Annotated in this window: 17 protein-coding genes; 6 read left to right on the top strand and 11 right to left on the bottom strand. The window is 74.0% G+C overall.

Features of this window, described 5'->3' with window-relative positions; genetic code table 11:
• Positions 1 to 4: 4 nt before the first annotated feature.
• From E4622_RS12095 to E4622_RS12080, 4 genes are all read right to left on the bottom strand, one after another.
• Positions 5 to 538 carry a hypothetical protein gene (locus tag E4622_RS12095; protein WP_134740418.1) on the bottom strand — a complete coding sequence of 178 codons (534 nt, stop codon included), beginning with the start codon at positions 536 to 538 and terminating at the stop codon, positions 5 to 7.
• Positions 531 to 2,009, bottom strand: a complete 1,479-nt coding sequence (locus E4622_RS12090) for a sensor histidine kinase (RefSeq protein ID WP_134740417.1) — start codon at positions 2,007 to 2,009, stop codon at positions 531 to 533. The genes E4622_RS12095 and E4622_RS12090 overlap by 8 nt, the downstream gene beginning before the upstream one ends.
• Positions 2,006 to 2,704 (bottom strand): response regulator transcription factor, encoded by a 699-nt coding sequence (locus tag E4622_RS12085; RefSeq protein ID WP_134740416.1) that lies wholly within the window; start codon positions 2,702 to 2,704, stop codon positions 2,006 to 2,008. Before E4622_RS12085 ends, E4622_RS12090 begins: the two co-directional genes overlap by 4 nt.
• Before the next feature lie 162 nt (positions 2,705 to 2,866).
• Complete coding sequence (locus E4622_RS12080) at positions 2,867 to 3,520, bottom strand: NAD(P)H-dependent oxidoreductase (protein WP_134740415.1); 654 nt, start codon at positions 3,518 to 3,520, stop codon at positions 2,867 to 2,869.
• 106 nt (positions 3,521 to 3,626) lie between these two features.
• On the opposite strand from E4622_RS12080, the gene E4622_RS12075 reads away from it, so the two are divergent.
• Positions 3,627 to 4,145 carry a MarR family transcriptional regulator gene (locus tag E4622_RS12075; RefSeq protein WP_134740414.1) on the top strand — a complete coding sequence of 173 codons (519 nt, stop codon included), beginning with the start codon at positions 3,627 to 3,629 and terminating at the stop codon, positions 4,143 to 4,145.
• 165 nt (positions 4,146 to 4,310) lie between these two features.
• Positions 4,311 to 4,658, top strand: coding sequence for a DivIVA domain-containing protein (locus tag E4622_RS12070; protein ID WP_134740413.1), 348 nt, complete (start codon positions 4,311 to 4,313; stop codon positions 4,656 to 4,658).
• A gap of 117 nt (positions 4,659 to 4,775) precedes the next feature.
• On the opposite strand, the gene E4622_RS12065 is transcribed toward E4622_RS12070, so the two are convergent.
• From E4622_RS12065 to E4622_RS12050, 4 genes are read right to left on the bottom strand one after another with little or no spacing between them, the layout of a single operon-like run.
• A complete protein-coding gene (locus E4622_RS12065) occupies positions 4,776 to 5,633 on the bottom strand; it encodes a fructosamine kinase family protein (protein ID WP_134740412.1) in 858 nt (285 codons plus the stop codon).
• On the bottom strand, positions 5,630 to 6,148 hold the full coding sequence (locus tag E4622_RS12060; RefSeq protein WP_245155995.1) for a low molecular weight protein-tyrosine-phosphatase: 519 nt from the start codon (positions 6,146 to 6,148) through the stop codon (positions 5,630 to 5,632). Before E4622_RS12060 ends, E4622_RS12065 begins: the two co-directional genes overlap by 4 nt.
• Positions 6,145 to 6,546: a phage holin family protein gene (locus E4622_RS12055; RefSeq protein WP_167736057.1), complete on the bottom strand. Its 402-nt coding sequence runs from the start codon at positions 6,544 to 6,546 to the stop codon at positions 6,145 to 6,147. Before E4622_RS12055 ends, E4622_RS12060 begins: the two co-directional genes overlap by 4 nt.
• Before the next feature lie 18 nt (positions 6,547 to 6,564).
• Positions 6,565 to 7,236, bottom strand: coding sequence for a GntR family transcriptional regulator (locus E4622_RS12050; protein ID WP_134740410.1), 672 nt, complete (start codon positions 7,234 to 7,236; stop codon positions 6,565 to 6,567).
• Positions 7,237 to 7,352: 116 nt separating this feature from the next.
• Here E4622_RS12050 and E4622_RS12045 point away from each other — a divergent pair, with 116 nt between their 5' ends.
• The gene (locus tag E4622_RS12045) at positions 7,353 to 8,309 is read left to right on the top strand and encodes an arginine deiminase family protein (protein WP_245155994.1); all 957 of its coding nucleotides are present in this window, start codon (positions 7,353 to 7,355) and stop codon (positions 8,307 to 8,309) included.
• 9 nt (positions 8,310 to 8,318) lie between these two features.
• On the opposite strand, the gene E4622_RS22790 is transcribed toward E4622_RS12045, so the two are convergent.
• Positions 8,319 to 8,468, bottom strand: a complete 150-nt coding sequence (locus tag E4622_RS22790) for a carotenoid oxygenase family protein (RefSeq protein ID WP_167736008.1) — start codon at positions 8,466 to 8,468, stop codon at positions 8,319 to 8,321.
• A 25-nt stretch (positions 8,469 to 8,493) separates the two neighbouring features.
• Here E4622_RS22790 and E4622_RS12040 point away from each other — a divergent pair, with 25 nt between their 5' ends.
• Positions 8,494 to 9,072: a VanZ family protein gene (locus tag E4622_RS12040; protein WP_134740408.1), complete on the top strand. Its 579-nt coding sequence runs from the start codon at positions 8,494 to 8,496 to the stop codon at positions 9,070 to 9,072.
• Complete coding sequence (gene hisC, locus E4622_RS12035; protein ID WP_134740407.1) at positions 9,069 to 10,139, top strand: histidinol-phosphate transaminase; 1,071 nt, start codon at positions 9,069 to 9,071, stop codon at positions 10,137 to 10,139. The genes E4622_RS12040 and hisC overlap by 4 nt, the downstream gene beginning before the upstream one ends.
• 1 nt (position 10,140) lies before the next feature.
• Here hisC and E4622_RS12030 read toward each other — a convergent pair whose 3' ends face one another.
• Together E4622_RS12030 and E4622_RS12025 are read right to left on the bottom strand one after the other, a co-directional pair.
• Positions 10,141 to 11,379 carry an MFS transporter gene (locus E4622_RS12030; RefSeq protein WP_209021888.1) on the bottom strand — a complete coding sequence of 413 codons (1,239 nt, stop codon included), beginning with the start codon at positions 11,377 to 11,379 and terminating at the stop codon, positions 10,141 to 10,143.
• Positions 11,376 to 11,954, bottom strand: a complete 579-nt coding sequence (locus tag E4622_RS12025; RefSeq protein WP_134740406.1) for a helix-turn-helix domain-containing protein — start codon at positions 11,952 to 11,954, stop codon at positions 11,376 to 11,378. Before E4622_RS12025 ends, E4622_RS12030 begins: the two co-directional genes overlap by 4 nt.
• A 104-nt stretch (positions 11,955 to 12,058) precedes the next feature.
• Between E4622_RS12025 and E4622_RS12020 the strand changes: the two genes are divergently transcribed.
• Positions 12,059 to 15,316: a transglutaminase family protein gene (locus E4622_RS12020; RefSeq protein ID WP_134740405.1), complete on the top strand. Its 3,258-nt coding sequence runs from the start codon at positions 12,059 to 12,061 to the stop codon at positions 15,314 to 15,316.
• Positions 15,317 to 15,359 lie beyond the last annotated feature (43 nt).

Genomic DNA, 15,359 nt, shown 5'->3' with positions numbered 1-15,359 from the left:
GGCCTCACTCCACCTTCTCGGCGACCGCGTGCGCAGAGAACGCCGCCAGCACCCGCCGGACGCCGCGCACGCCGGCGGCGCGGTCGAACGGCGCGGGGTCGACCAGGTTGACGGTCTGGATGAGGTCGCCGTTCTGCACGAACCCGCTGATGAGCAGCGACGTGGTCTCCGCGTTGACGACGAGCCGGGCGTCGTCGGCGCCCGCGACGTCGACCACCCGGGTCTCGCCGGCCACGGTGCCCATGCCGGCGAAGACGGCGTCCAGGCCGGAGGGGAAGACCTGGTAGTTGGCCTCCAGGGCCGGACCGCCCTCCTCGACGGGGGTGAGCACGCAGCGCAGGTCGCCCTCCTCGCCGTCGTCGATCGTGAAGGCGGTGCCGAACGCCTGCTGCGCCTGCTCGGGGGTGATGCCGTCGCAGGGGTTCCAGACCGGGGCGGGGTCGCCGTGCGGCTTGGGGGGCGGGTCGTCGCCGGAGCAGGCGGTCAGCGCGGCGGAGAGCAGCAGCACCAGCGCCGCGGCCGTACGGCGGTCAGGCATGCGCGTCCACCCTCGGGGTCGGGGGCTCCGGCGGGGCGGGGACGTCCGACCCGGGCAGCCGCAGGACCAGCCGCGCGCCACCGGAGGGGGAGACGGTCGCCTCCACCGAGCCGGAGTGGCGCTCGACCACCTGGCGCACGATGGAGAGCCCCAGCCCGGAGCCCGGGAGCCCGCGGGACTCGTCGGCGCGCCAGAACCGGTCGAACACGTGCGGCCGGTCGGCCTCGGCGATGCCCGGCCCCTCGTCGTCGACGGTGAGGACGCCGTGGGCCAGGCGCACGCGGACCCGACCGCCGGGCGGGCTCCACTTGGCGGCGTTGTCGAGCAGGTTGGTCACCGCCCGCTCCAGCCCGCCGGCCTCGCCGACCACCCACCACGGGGCGGCGTCGACGTCGAAGGCCAGCGACGGCGCCCGCAGCCGCACGCGGCTCACCGCGTGGTCGACGATGCCGGTGAGGTCCACCGGCTCGACGACCAGCGCTAGCGGCTCGTCGCGGGCGAGCTCGACCAGGTCCCCGATCAGCGTGGTGAGCTCCTCGATCTGGGCGCGGATGTCCTCCATCAGCTCGGTCCGCGCCTCCAGCGGCAGGTCCGGCCCGTCGGGGGAGGAGGCCTGGGTGAGCAGGTCGACGTTGGTGCGCAGCGACGTCAGTGGCGTACGCAGCTCGTGGCCGGCGTCGGCGACCAGCTGGCGCTGCCGGTCGCGGGAGGCGCCCAGCGCGAGCAGCATCTGGTTGAACGCCGAGGCGAGGCGGGCGATCTCGTCGTCGCCCTCGACCGGCAGCGGCGTGAGGTCCTCGGTGCGCGCGATGCGCTCCACCGAGCGGGTCAGCCGCCGCACCGGGCGCAGGCCGTTGCGGGCCACGCCCCAGCCGGCCATGCCGGCCGCCAGCACCCCGAGCAGGCCGAACGTCGCCATCACGACGCCGAGCTTGGTCAGCACGCGCTGCTGGCCCTCGAGCGACTGCGCGATGACCAGCGCCTGGCCGTCGCCGTAGGGCACGGTGACCGCGCGGTACTCCTCGTCGCCGCCGATCACCGTGCGCACGCTGGACTTGGCGTCGCCGCGCGCGACCGCGAGCTCGGGGCCGCCCAGCCGGGGCGCGTCGTCGAGCTGCTCGGGACGGTAGGGCGCGGTGCCGTCGGCGAAGACCACGGCGATGCGCAGGTCGGTGGCCAGCACCGCCCACGCGGGCAGCTCGTCGCCGGTGCGCCGGTCGATCAGCGTGGGGGCCTTGGTGGTCTGGTAGGCCCGCTCCTTGAGCGTGTCGTCGAGCGTCGACTGCAGCTGCATGCGCACGGTGACGTAGGCGCCGGCGGCGAGGAAGGCCACGGTCAGGCCGACCGCCATCGTGGTCAGGAGCGTCACCCGGCTGGCCAGGGAGCGGCGGTAGTGGAACCAGCCCTCGTCCGGCGCCTGATCGGGCTCGCGGCCCAGGACGTCGGGCGGAGGGGGAGTGCCGGTCGTCATGACTCCTTCAGCACGTAGCCCACGCCGCGGACGGTGTGGATCAGCCGCGGCTCGCCTTCGGCCTCGGTCTTGCGCCGCAGGTAGCCGACGTAGACCTCGAGGGAGTTGGCCGTCGTGGGGAAGTCGTAGCCCCAGACCTCCTCCAGGATGAACGAGCGCTCCAGCACGCGGCGCGGGCGGCGCAGGAACATCTCGAGCAGCGTGAACTCGGTGCGGGTGAGCTCCATCGAGCGCGCGCCCCGCAGCACCTCGCGGGTGGCGACGTTCATCGTGAGGTCGGCGAAGGCCAGCGTCTCGTCGGGGGCGTCCTCGTCGAGGACGACGCGGCGCAGCAGCGCGCGCAGCCGCGCGAGCAGCTCCTGCAGCGCGAACGGCTTGGTGAGGTAGTCGTCGGCGCCCGCGTCGAGGCCCTCGACCCGGTCGCCGACCGCGTCGCGGGCGGTGAGGACCAGGATCGGGACGGCGTTGCCGGCCGTACGCAGCGCGCGGGTCGTCTCCAGCCCGTCGAGGCGCGGCATCATCACGTCCATCACCACGACGTCGGGGTGGACCCCCGCGATACCGGCCAGCGCCTCGGCGCCGTCAGCCGCGAGGTGCACCTCGTAGCCGTTGAACTCCAGCGAGCGCCGCAGCGACTCGCGGACGGCGCGGTCGTCCTCGACGACGAGGACGCGTGGCTTGGGGACGGGAGGCACGCCCTTACTGTGCCAGGAGTGCCTGAGCCGCGACTGAGAGTGTGGAGACTCGCTTCGCTCGCCTCCATTGGGAGTACTCGCTTCGCTCGTACTCCCGGCGCCCGCGTGACGCGATGGTTGAGGTGCGTCGAGCGCGCCTCAACCACCGCCTCAGGTGACCCTTCAGGCGGCGCGACGACGGGCGGCGAGCGAGCGGCCGTGCTCGGAGGCCAGGCGGGCGGCGTCGGCGCGGATCGTCTCGGCGAGGTCGGCGAACTGGTCGAGCGCCGGGTTGACGCCCACGAGGGAGAACTCCTCCTCGACGGCGTGCAGCTCCAGGCCCCAGACGTCCTGGAGGATCCGGCGCATCCAGCCGGTGGCGTGGTCCCAGCCCTCGCGCGGCGTGCCGGCCCCGTAGGCGCCGCCCCGCACCGTCGCGAGCACGGCGGGCTTGCCGGCGATGGCCGACTCCACGCCCGCGGCCATGCGCGGGTCGGTGATGACCAGGTCGACGTAGGTCTTGAAGTGCTGGGAGACCCCGAAGTTGTACAGCGGTACGGCGAACAGCAGCGCGTCCGCGGCCACCAGCTCGTCGACCAGGCCGGCGGCCAGCGCCGCGGCGTCGGCCTGGGCGGGCGAGCGGTCCTCCGGCGCGGCGAAGGCGCCGCCGACGGCGTCGGCCCACGCGGTGGCGGGCAGCGGGTCGGTGCCGAGGTGGCGACGTACGACCTCGTCGCCGGGGTGCGCCTGGGTCCACTCGTGCTCGACCAGGTCGCCGAGGGCGCGGCTGTGCGAGCCCTCCACGCGGATGCTGGCGTCGAGTCGGAACAGGGTCATGGTGAGCTCCTTCGTAGATGTTTCAAGCTTGAAATAACGGTAGCATGGAAACTTCAAGGTTGAAATGAATCGGGCGGTACGATCGCCGCCAGGGAGCGGAGGTGGGATGGACGACGAGACGCAGCCGCGCTGGCTCACGCATGAGGAGCAGCTGGCCTGGGTGGGGGTGACGGCCATGATGTGGCTGCTGCCCGGCCCGCTCGACGCCCAGCTCCAGCGCGACAGCGACCTCAACCTGTTCGACTACTTCGTGCTCAGCTCGCTCTCCCAGGCCGAGGGTCGGCAGCGCCGGATGAGCGACCTCGCCGCCCAGTCCAACGCGAGCCCCTCGCGCCTCTCCAACGCCGTGGGCCGGCTCGAGGCGCACGGCTGGCTCACCCGCGCCCCCCACGAGCAGGACCGCCGCAGCATCGTCGCCACCCTCACCGACGCCGGCTACGACAAGGTCGTCGCCGCCGCGCCCGGGCACGCCGCCGAGGTACGCCGGCTGCTCATCGACGGCCGCACCGAGGCCGAGCTCGCGGCCCTGCGCGACGTCGGCGCCTCGGTCGCCCGCGCGGTCCTCGGCGACGGGTGTGCCGAGACGGTGATGCCGGGCGCCCGGACAACCAGCCCCGACTGCTGAGGCGCGTGCGGGGGCAGGTTTTCAGCAGATGCTGAAAAACCTGACGTTCTGGGCCGGAATTCTGGCCCAGAAGCGACAGGAAAGGCCCAGAAGGTGCCGCCTCACCTCACCTCGCCGCTGCCGGTGGGCCGGTCGGGCGTGACGGGTGGGTGACAGGCTGGGGCCATGGCACTCAGCCCCGAGGACATCCAGGGTCAGCGGTTCACGCCCGTCCGGCTCCGCCACGGTTACGCGATGGATGCGGTGGACGCGTTCCTCGACGAGGCGGCCGCCGCGCACCTGGCGCTCAGCACCGAGAACCACGACCTGGAGACGCGCCGGGTCGCCGGGAGCGAGGTGCCCGGAGGACCGGCGTCTACGCGGATGATGGGGCCCGACGCCGTGCGCGACGCGCGCTTCGAGCTGGTCCGGTGGCGCGAGGGGTACGCCATCGGCGAGGTCGACGAGTTCCTGGTCCGCCTCGAGCACAGCCTGCGCGAGCTGCACGAGCGCAACCTCTGGCTGCACGGCTGAGCGCTGCAGGGGTTTCAGCAGATGCTGAAAAACCTGACGTTCTGGGCCGAAATTCCGCCCCAGAAGCGACAGGAAAGGCCCAGAACCTCCCGCCGCCGGGACGGCGAGAGGCGGTGCTCAGAGGTAGCGGGACGCCGTCTCGGCGGCGCGGGCGCCGTAGCCGCCGCCGAAGAGGCAGGCGTGGACGAGCAGGGGGAAGACCTGGTGCAGGCCGAGCCGGTCCTCCCAGTCGTCGGCGAGCGGCGCGGCCTCGTCGTAGGCGTCGAGCACCCGGGGCAGGTGGGGCAGGCCGAACATCGCCAGCATCGCGAGGTCGACCTCGCGGTGACCGCCGTACGCCGCCGGGTCGATCACCCACACCTGCCCGTCCTGGCCCCACAGGACGTTGCCGTTCCACAGGTCGCCGTGCACGCGGGAGGGGGGCTCGTCGGGCAGGAGGTCGGTGAGCCGACCCACGAGCGACTCCACGGTGACGGCCTCCTCGTCGGTCACGGCCCCACGGTCGCGGGCGAGCTTCAGGTAGGGCAGCACCCGGCGGACGGCGTAGAACTCCGCCCAGGTGGGGGCGGTGCGGTGGGGCAGGGGGAGCCGTCCGATGAAGCCGTCGGTCTCGGCGCCGAACGCCGGCGCGCCGGCGGCGTGGGTCGCGGCCAGCGCGCGGCCGAACGCCGCCGCGGCCTCGACGCCGTTGCGGCCGGGCTCGACCCAGCGCAGCACCAGGCAGTCCGCGTCCACCGCGAGCACCTCGGGCACGTGGACGCCGCCGGAGCCGGCTAGCCAGCGCAGGCCCGTCGCCTCGGCCTCGAAGAAGCCCGACGGCGCGTTGGACAGCGTCTTCATCAGGGCGGTCGTGCCGTCGGAGAGGCGCAGCTTGGTGGCCGTGCAGACGTCGCCGCCGGCGACCGGGGCGGTGGCGACCACCGCGGAGCCGAGCAGCTCCTCGGCGCGGCGGGCGACCAGCGGCTGGCGGGTCACGGGCGGTCGAGCTCCTCGGCGAGGGCGGCCACCAGCGCGTCGGTGGTGCGTTCCACCATCGCGAGCACCTCCTGGAAGCCGGCATCCCCACCGTAGTACGGGTCGGGCACCTCGCTCCCGGGGTCGACCGGGTCGAGGCTGCCGAACAGCATCGCGCGGTCCGGGTCGGGGGTCGAGCCGCGCAGCGCGCGGACGTCGGCGAGGTTGGTGGCGTCCATGGCGAGCAGCAGGTCGAACCGCTCGAACCACGTGGCGTCCAGGGTCTGCGCGCGGTGGCGCGTCGGGTCGTAGCCCGCGGCCTGCAGCGTGGCCGCGGCGCGGGAGTCCATGGGGTGGCCGACGTGCCAGTCGCCGGTGCCGCAGCTGGACACCGAGACCCGGTCGTCCAGGCCGGCGTCCGCCAGCCGCTGCTGCAGCACGACGTCGGCCATGGGCGAGCGGCAGATGTTGCCGAGGCAGACCAGCGCGACGGCGTACGAGCCGGGCGTGCGCGGCGGGGGGAGGACGGGCCTCACCGCTTCCTCTCGTCGGGGCGGCCGATGACGCCGTCGACGATCCAGGTGACCAGCGTGATCACGATCGCGCCGCCGACCGCCGGCCAGAAGCCGGTGACGTCGAAGCCGATGTCGAGTCCGTCGGCCAGCCAGGCGGTGAGCAGCAGCGTCGCGGCGTTGATGACCAGCAGGAACAGCCCGAGCGTCACGATGATGGACGGGATCGAGAGCACGGTCAGCACCGGCTTCACGAAGGAGGAGATGACGCCGAGGATCAGCGAGACGAGCAGCAGCGGCAGCAGCTTCTCCCGGAGCTCCGCGGTGCCCGAGTCGGGGCCGGTGAAGCGGATGCCGTCGATCAGCCACGCCGCGGTGGCGAGGGCGATCGCGGTCGTCAGGAGCCAGGTCAGGAAGCGCACGGAGGCCAGTCTGACAGGTCAGCCGAGTCCGAGGGCCTCGATGATCGCGACCTCGGCGTCCTCGAGGTGGCGGCGCAGGAACTCCTCGGCGCCGTCCACGTCGCCGTCGTCGAGCAGCTGCACCAGCGCCGCGTGGGAGTCGGCCTGGTCGTGGGCGTTGCGGCGGATCCGGTCGACCTGGGCGAGCGCCAGCTTGAGCTCCACGACGAGGTTGTCGGCCATGTGCACCAGCCGCTCGCTGCCGGTGAGGCCCACCAGGGACACGTGGAAGGCGAGGTGGCGCTCGTTGAGCTGCTGGTAGGAGGCGCCCTGGCGCACCGCGGAGATGTAGTCGGCCAGGGTCTCGTGCACGCGGCCCCGCTGGGCGTCGCTCGCCGCGCGCCAGCGGCGTACGCCGGCGCCCTCGAGGACCCACCGGGCGGCGCAGACGTCGCGCACCGACTCCGCCTCCGGCGTCGAGACGCTCACGCCGCGGTGCGGCTCGCGGGTGGCGATGCCCTCGGCGACCAGGATCGTGAGGGCCTCGCGGACCGTGGGGCGCGAGACGCCGAGGGAGGCGGCGAGCGCCACCTCGCGCAGGTTGGTGCCCGACTCCAGCTCGCCGTCGAAGATCGCGCGCCGCAGCTCGTCGGCGGCCCGGTCGACCGTGGAGGCGTGCTCCAGGTGCAGGGTCGCGAACGTCTCGGGCATGGGCGCCATTGTGCGCCATGACACCGCGCCGTCGCTGGTGCGCGGCGCCGCGCGGTGCCCTACACTGCTGAATGTCAGATTGTCTGACAATTCTTCCACGAGATGGGGTGACGGCGTTGACCGAGTCCGCTGAGCTGGTCCGAGAGCAGACCACCGAGACCACCGAGACCACGGAGACCGCCGAGCTGGCGTGGGGCCGTCACTACGTCGCGGTCGAGCCCACCCACTTCCGCATCGACTACGCCATCAACCCGTTCATGGACCCCGAGGTCCAGCCGGACCCCGCGCTCGCGATGGAGCAGTGGCAGACGATGGTCGCCACGCTGCGCGGCCTCGGCGCGACCGTCGACGTGCTCCCGCAGCGCCCCGACGCCCCCGACATGGTCTACGCGATGAACCTCGGCCTCGGCCTCGTCGGCGCCGACGGCGAGCACCGCGTCGTGATGTCGCACATGCGCTACCCCCAGCGCCGCATGGAGACCGGCTCCGCCCAGGAGTGGTTCGCCGGGCGCGGCGCGACGACGTCGTACGTCGGTCGCGACGGCGTGGGCGCCCACCTCGAGGCAGGCGACGTGTTCCCGTTCGGCGACGCCCTCGTGGTCGGCTACGGCCCGCGCACCGAGGAGCTCGCGCTCAAGCACCTCGCGCTCGACCTCGGCGTGCGCGTGCGCGGCCTGCGGATCACCCACCCCGGGATGTACCACCTCGACCTCGCCTTCTGCCCGCTCGACTCCCGTCGCGCGATCGTCTGCCCCGCCGCGCTCGACGCGCCGTCGGCCCGCGCGCTCATGGAGCTGGTGCCCGAGCCGCTGGTGCTCACCGAGGAGGAGGCGCTGACGACGTTCGCCGCCAACTCCGTCGTCGTGGGCCGCACCGTCGTCATGCCGGCCTGCCCCGACCGCGTCCGCGCGCAGCTGGAGGCCTGGGGCTTCGACGTGGTGATCGTGGACGTCTCGGAGTTCCACCTCGGCGGCGGCTCCATCCGCTGCCTCACCAACCCCGTCGACCTCACCCTCGGCCGCGACCTCCCGCTGCTGCCCCGCGGCGAGGTCGTCCTGCCGCCGCTCGACTGAGCGGTCCCCTCACCGGCCCGCGGCGGGCGCCCAGCTGCCCCGGAACCCCGCCGGCACCCGGCCGGGGAGGTGGATGGCGCCGACGTCCTCGAGGGTCGGGGCGTCGAGGAGGACCGGGTCGCTGAGGCCGGTGGGACGAGGACCGTGGCCGACCCTCACAGGTCGGGTCGGTAGCGTCGGTCGCGTGTTTCCGGTCGGTGGTGTCGAGTACATGCTCCTCGGCGCCGTGGTGTCCGCGGTGGTGTTCGTGCTGCTCGCCCTCGCGCTGCGCCCCCGGCTCGGCGTGACGGCGTGGACCCTGGCGGCGCTGCTGTGGTCGCTGGTCGTCATCGGTCTCGTGACGCTCATCCCGGCCGGCGGCGCCCCGGGCATCGTCCCGGCCGAGGGGCGGATGGCGACCTGCTCCTGGGACATCGGCGGGCCCGCGCCCGAGGGCTTCTGGATCTTCTCCGGCGGGCAGCGGCTGCTCAACACCGTGATCTTCGTGCCGTCCGGCGTGCTGCTCCCGCTGACGGCGACCCGCTGGCGCAGCGGCTGGGTGACGGTGCCGCTCGGGCTGGCCCTGCTGGCGGCGTACTCGGTGGGCATCGAGAAGACCCAGCTCGAGCTGGCGCGCATCGACCGGGCCTGCGACGTCACCGACATCATCGACAACGTCACCGGCGCCGCCGTGGGCGTCGGCGTGGGGCTGGTGCTGGCGCTGGTGGTCCGGCCGTGGCGGCTGCGGCGCGACGCCGGCCGTGCTCCTAACCTGGGCACATGACGAGCCCCACCCCACGCGCCCACGTCGTCCGGATCCCGGCCTACGTCCCCGGCAAGCCGCCCACCCCGCGGCCCGGCCTGACGACGTACAAGCTCTCCTCCAACGAGAACCCCTACCCGCCGCTGCCCGGCGTCGTCGAGGCGGCCGCGGAGGCGGCGGCGGTCATGAACCGCTACCCCGACATGGGCAGCAGCGCCCTGTACGACGCCCTCGCGGCGCGCCTCGACGTGCCGGTCTCCGACCTGGCCGCCGCCACCGGCTCGGTCGCGCTCGTCTACCAGCTCCTGTCGGCGTTCTGCGACCCCGGCGACGAGGTCGTCTACGCGTGGCGCTCCTTCGAGGCCTACCCGATCGCGGTCACCACCGCCGGCGCGACCTCCGTGCAGGTCCCGGTGACCGCCGAGGGGCGCCACGACCTCGACGCGATGGCCGCCGCGGTCACCGACCGGACCAAGGTGGTCGTGGTCTGCACCCCCAACAACCCGACCGGTCCCTCGGTCACCCAGTCCGAGCTCGACGCCTTCCTGGCGAAGGTGCCCTCGCACGTCGTGGTCGTCGTCGACGAGGCCTACGTGGAGTTCGTGCGCATGGACGACGCGGTCGACGGCCTGGCGACCTACCGCGCGCACCCCAACGTCGTGCTCTTCCGCACCTTCTCCAAGGCCTACGGCCTGGCCGGCTTCCGGGTCGGGTACGCCGTCGCGGCCGCGCCGCTGGCCGGCGCGCTGCGGGCGGTCTCGCTGCCGTTCGGCGTCTCCCACGTCGCGCAGGCTGCCGCGATCGCCTCCCTCGACGCCGAGCCCGCGCTGCTCGAGCGCGTCGACGCGCTCGCCGCCGAGCGCGCGCGGGTCGTGGCCGGCCTGGCCGAGGCCGGCTGGGACGTGCCCGAGGCGCAGGGCAACTTCGTGTGGTTCGCCCTCGGCGAGCGCACCGCGGAGTTCGCCGCCGCCTGCGACGACGCCGGGATCGTCGTGCGCCCCTTCGCCGGCGAGGGCGCCCGCGTCTCCATCGGCGAGCCCGAGGCCAACGACCGGCTGCTCGAGGTCGCGCGCGCCTGGCGCAGGTGAGCTAGGAGCGGGCCGCGACCGGCGCCGGCCGCTCGTCCATCTCGCGCCAGCGCGGGTCGAGGGCGGGCAGCATGGTGACCGCGAAGTAGGCGACGCCGCAGGCGGCCATGGCGAACGGCAGCCCGCCGACGGCGATCAGCACGCCGCCGAGCAGCCCCCCGAACGGCAGCAGCGCGAAGCACATCGCGGTCGTCAGCGACGAGACCCGACCGACCAGCGGCGCGGGGATCCGCTCGAAGATCACGGTGCCGAGGATCGGGTTGAGGAAGCCGGACGCGAACCCCGCGGCCACCGCCACGGTGACCACGACCGCGAGCGGCGAGTCGAGCGCCATCACCACGAACCGCGGCGCCCCGCAGACCAGGAAGGCGACGAGGTACGTCGCGTAGCGCGGCAGCCGCGCCGCCCAGACCGCGGCGACCAGCGCGCCGAGCGCCGACGCGCCGCTGAACACGGCGAACAGCAGCCCCAGCGCCTTCGCGCCGTTGCCGGTGTCGACCGCCCACACCGGCATCAGCACCGACGCCCACGCGGCGTCGAGCAGGTTCGTGAGCGCGACCATCACCGTGATCCCGAGCAGCACCCGGTCGCCGCGCAGGAAGCGCCAGCCGGCGCGCAGCTGCTCGACGTACGGCGCCGGGTCGGCGTCCTCGGCCTCCACGGTCGCGGCCGCCCCCAGGCCCCGGGTCGCCCAGGCCAGCACCAGCGCGGACAGCCCGAAGCTCACGGCGTCGACGAGCAGCGCGTTGGCGGCGCCGAGCGCGGCGACCAGCAGCCCGCCGAGACCGGCGCCGAGCATCGACGCGGTGCGCTCGACCGTCGACGACAGGCCGGTGGCCCGCTCCATCGCCACCCCGGCCTCGCTCACCAGCGTCGGGACCATCGCGTGCTTGGCCGCGTCGCCGGGGCCGCGCAGGGTGCCTGCGACCGCCACCAGGACGAGCAGCAGCGGGAACGCCATCAGCCCGGCGTCGTACAGGAGCGGGATCGCGCCCACCGCCGCCACCGAGCCGACGTCGCACGTGATCGCGACGCGTCGCGGCCCGAGGCGGTCGATGACCGGGCCGCCGAGCACCTTGGCCAGCACCATCGGCAGCGCCTCGGCGAGCGCCACGAGACCGGTGCGCGTGGGCGAGCCGGTGGTCTCCAGCACGAAGAGCGGGACGGCGATCATCGACACGCGGGTGCCGGTCACCGACAGCGCGTCGGCGGCCAGCCAGCCGTAGAGCGGGCGCCTCACGACCCCTCGCCGCCGACCCGTCCGGGGTAGGGGAACGCCGTCAGCTGCACGACGAACTCGGTCGCGGTGCCCTCGGCCTCGTCGTCCTCGTCGGTGGACTGCAGCGTCTCGCTCAGCGTCTCCAGGAGCCGGCGGGCGCGGGCCGGGGTCAGCCGGATGACGTAGTCGCTGAACTCCGACGCCGCGCGCCACTCCTCGGGCAGCAGCGGCCGCTCCTCCACCGCGCGCTGCAGCGTCTCGGTCAGCACGACCGCCACGGACTGGAGGTAGGTGTCGAGGGTCTCCTCGCGCTCCGCGTCGTACTCGTGCTCGCGCCCCGTCGTCGTCGACTGGTGCGCGGCCTTCCACCACCGCTCGCGCCCGTTGCCGCGCTCGGCGTCGTCGGTGATGAACCCGTGCTGCGCGAGCTGGCGCAGGTGGTAGGACGTCGCGCCGCTGTTGAGCCCGAGCCGCGATGCCAGGCTGGTCGCCGTCGCGGGCCCGTCGATGCGCAGCATCCCCAGCATCCGCACCCGCACCGGGTGCGTCAGCGCCTTGAGCTGCTCGGGCGTCGGTGTGATCGAGCTGAGGTCCATCGGGCGAGCGTAGAACCGCAAAGACTCATTTGCAAACAGGTCGCTGCGGTCCGACGGTCGAGCGGGTTACGCCCCCGCAACACCGGACGGGCAGGCTGGTGCCCATGTCGATCAAGGTCGCGCTCGAGCACCGCACGACGTACGAGTTCGCGGAGCCGGTGCACGTCGCGCCCCACGTGGTGCGGCTGCGCCCCGCGCCGCACTGCCGCACGCCGATCGAGGCGTACTCGCTGGACGTGAAGCCGAGCAACCACTTCGTCAACTGGCAGCAGGACCCGTTCGGCAACTGGCTGGCGCGGCTGGTGTTCCCCGAGAAGGTCAGCACCCTCGACATCACCGTCGGCCTGGTGGCCGACCTGATGGTGATCAACCCCTTCGACTTCTTCATCGAGGAGTACGCCGAGCACTTCCCGTTCGCCTACGAGGCGAGCGTGGCCGCCGACCTGGCGCCGTACCTCCGCCCGGTCGAGGACGCCGAGCAGGCCGACGCCTTCCGCCGGGCGCTGCCCCAGCCCGAGGCCACCCCCACCGTCACCTTCCTCGCCGACCTCAACGCGGCGGTCCACCGCGACGTCGCCTACTCGGTGCGCATGGAGGCCGGCGTCCAGAGCCCCGACGAGACCCTCGCGCGCCGCATCGGCTCGTGCCGCGACAGCGCCTGGCTGCTGGTCAGCCTGCTGCGCCAGCACGGCTTGGCCGCGCGGTTCGTGTCCGGCTACCTCGTCCAGCTCACCGCCGACCAGGAGGCCCTCGACGGCCCCAATGGTCCGACCGCCGACTTCACCGACCTGCACGCCTGGGCCGAGGTCTACCTGCCCGGCGCCGGCTGGGTCGGCATGGACCCCACCTCCAGCCTCTTCGCCGGCGAGGGCCACATCCCGCTCAGCGCCACGCCGCACCCCAGCAGCGCCGCCCCCATCGAGGGCGCCACCGACCCGGTGGAGGTGACGTTCGGCTTCCACAACGAGGTCCGGCGCATCCACGAGGACCCGCGCGTCACCAAGCCCTACACCGACGAGCAGTGGGCGCGCATCGACGCCCTGGGCGAGGCCGTCGACGCCCGCCTGCGCGACGGCGACGTCCGGCTCACCATGGGCGGCGAGCCGACGTTCGTCAGCCTCGACGACGCCACCACGCCGCAGTGGAGCGAGGACGCCGACGGGCCCGAGAAGCGCGCGCTCGCCGCCACGCTCGCCGCCCGCCTCCAGGAGACGTACGCCGCCGGCGGGGTCGTGCACCGCGGCCAGGGCAAGTGGTACCCCGGCGAGCCGCTCCCGCGCTGGAACATCGCCCTGCAGTGGCGCACCGACGGCGTCCCCCTCTGGCGCGACGCCTCCGTCTTCGCCGACCCCTGGGACGAGCAGGCCGCCGACCCCGAGGCCCGCGCCCACGCCGAGGCGCTCGCGCGGCGGGTGACCCAGGTCCTCGGCCTGCCGGGCGAGCACCTGCTCCCGGCCTTCGAGGACCCGCTCGCCGCGCTGGCCGCCGAGGTCGGCCGGCCCCAGGGCGAGCCCACCGAGGACACCGAGCGGGCGACCGACCGCGGCGCGCTGGCGGGGCTCGACGCCGCCGTGGACACGCCCACCGGCTGGGTGCTGCCGCTGGTCACCGGCGAGGAGTGGACCAGCCCCGCCTGGCGCTTCCGTCGCGGCCGCCTGGTCCTCACGACCGGCGACAGCGCGGTCGGCCTGCGGCTGCCGCTGGACGCGATCGCCTGGAAGGACGCGGCGTACGCCGGCGAGCCGTCCTACCTCGAGGCCGGCCCGCCCCTGGACCCGAAGGTCCCCACGGTCACCGTCGTGGACCCCGAGGGCGTGCCGACGACCGCGCTCGCGTTCGAGGCGCGCGACGGCCTGGTCCACGTGTTCCTGCCGCCCACCGAGCGGCTCGAGGACTACGCCGACCTGCTGCGCCTCGTGGAGGTCGCGACCCGCAGGGTCGGCTGCCCGATCGTGCTGGAGGGCTACGGCCCGCCGCCGGACATGAGGCTGACCCAGCTCGTCGTGACGCCCGACCCCGGTGTCATCGAGGTCAACGTCCAGCCCACGACCACCTGGGCCGAGCAGCGCGACCTGCTGACGACCCTCTACACCGAGGCCCGCCAGGCGCGGCTGACCACCGAGAAGTTCGACCTCGACGGGCTCCACACGGGCACCGGCGGCGGCAACCACCTGACGCTGGGCGGGCGGGAGCCGGTCGACTCGCCGCTGCTGCGGCGACCCGACCTGCTGGTCAGCCTGATCACCTACTGGCAGCGCCACCCGGCCCTGTCGTACCTGTTCTCCGGGCGGTTCATCGGCCCCACCAGCCAGGCGCCGCGCTTCGACGAGGGCCGCCCCGAGGCGACGTACGAGATGGAGATCGCCTTCCAGGAGGTCGCCCACCTCGTGAGGGAGCAGGCCGACGGCGAGGGCGAGCCACGGCCGTGGCTCGTCGACCGCGCCCTGCGGCACCTGCTCACCGACCTCACCGGCAACACCCACCGGGCGGAGTTCTGCATCGACAAGCTCTACAGCCCCGACTCCTCGCGCGGCCGGCTCGGGCTGCTCGAGCTGCGCGGCTTCGAGATGCCGCCCCACGAGCAGATGGCGCTGCTGCAGTCGCTGCTGGTGCGCTCGCTGGTCGCGAAGTTCTGGGAGCGCCCGCTGACCGCGCCCCTGGTCCGCTGGGGCACCCGGCTGCACGAGGACTTCCTGCTCCCGCAGGGCGCGGCCGACGACATCGCCGAGGTGGCGCGCGACCTGCGCGCCGCCGGGATCCCCTTCGAGGAGTCCTGGCTCGACCCGTTCACGGAGTTCCGCTTCCCCCGCATCGGGGTGACTCGCATCGGACCGATCGAGCTGGAGCTGCGCAACGCCATCGAGCCCTGGCACGTCCTGGGCGAGGAGGCCACGGCCGGCGGCACCGCCCGCTACGTCGACTCCTCGGTCGAGCGCGTGCAGGTGTCGGTGCGGGGGATCGACCCGCGTCGGCATCTCGTCACGTGCCAGGGTGTGCCCGTGCCGCTGACCGAGACCGAGCGCGGCGACCACTACGCCGGCGTCCGCTTCCGCGCCTGGCAGCCCTGGTCGGCGCTGCACCCGTCCATCCCGGTGCAGGCGCCGCTGCACTTCGACGTCGTGGACACCGAGGCCGCCGTGAGCCTCGGCGGCGCGACGTACCACGTGGTCCACCCGGGCGGCCGCTCCTACGACCACCCGCCGGTCAACGCGAACGAGGCCGAGGCGCGCCGCGCCAGTCGGTTCGAGCCGCGCGGCCACACGGCCGGGCGGATCGACGTCGCCGCCCTGCGCGAGGCCGGGCGCCGGGCCGCGAGCCCGGAGTACCCGCACACCCTCGACCTGCGCCGCGTCCCCCGATGACCCTGCCCCTGATGACCCTGCCCCTGATGATCCTGCGCACGAG

It is taken from the genome of Nocardioides sp. 503, assembly GCF_004522095.1.
Taxonomy (GTDB): Bacteria; Actinomycetota; Actinomycetes; order Propionibacteriales; family Nocardioidaceae; genus Nocardioides.
This window is presented reverse-complemented; position numbering and strand designations above follow the sequence as displayed.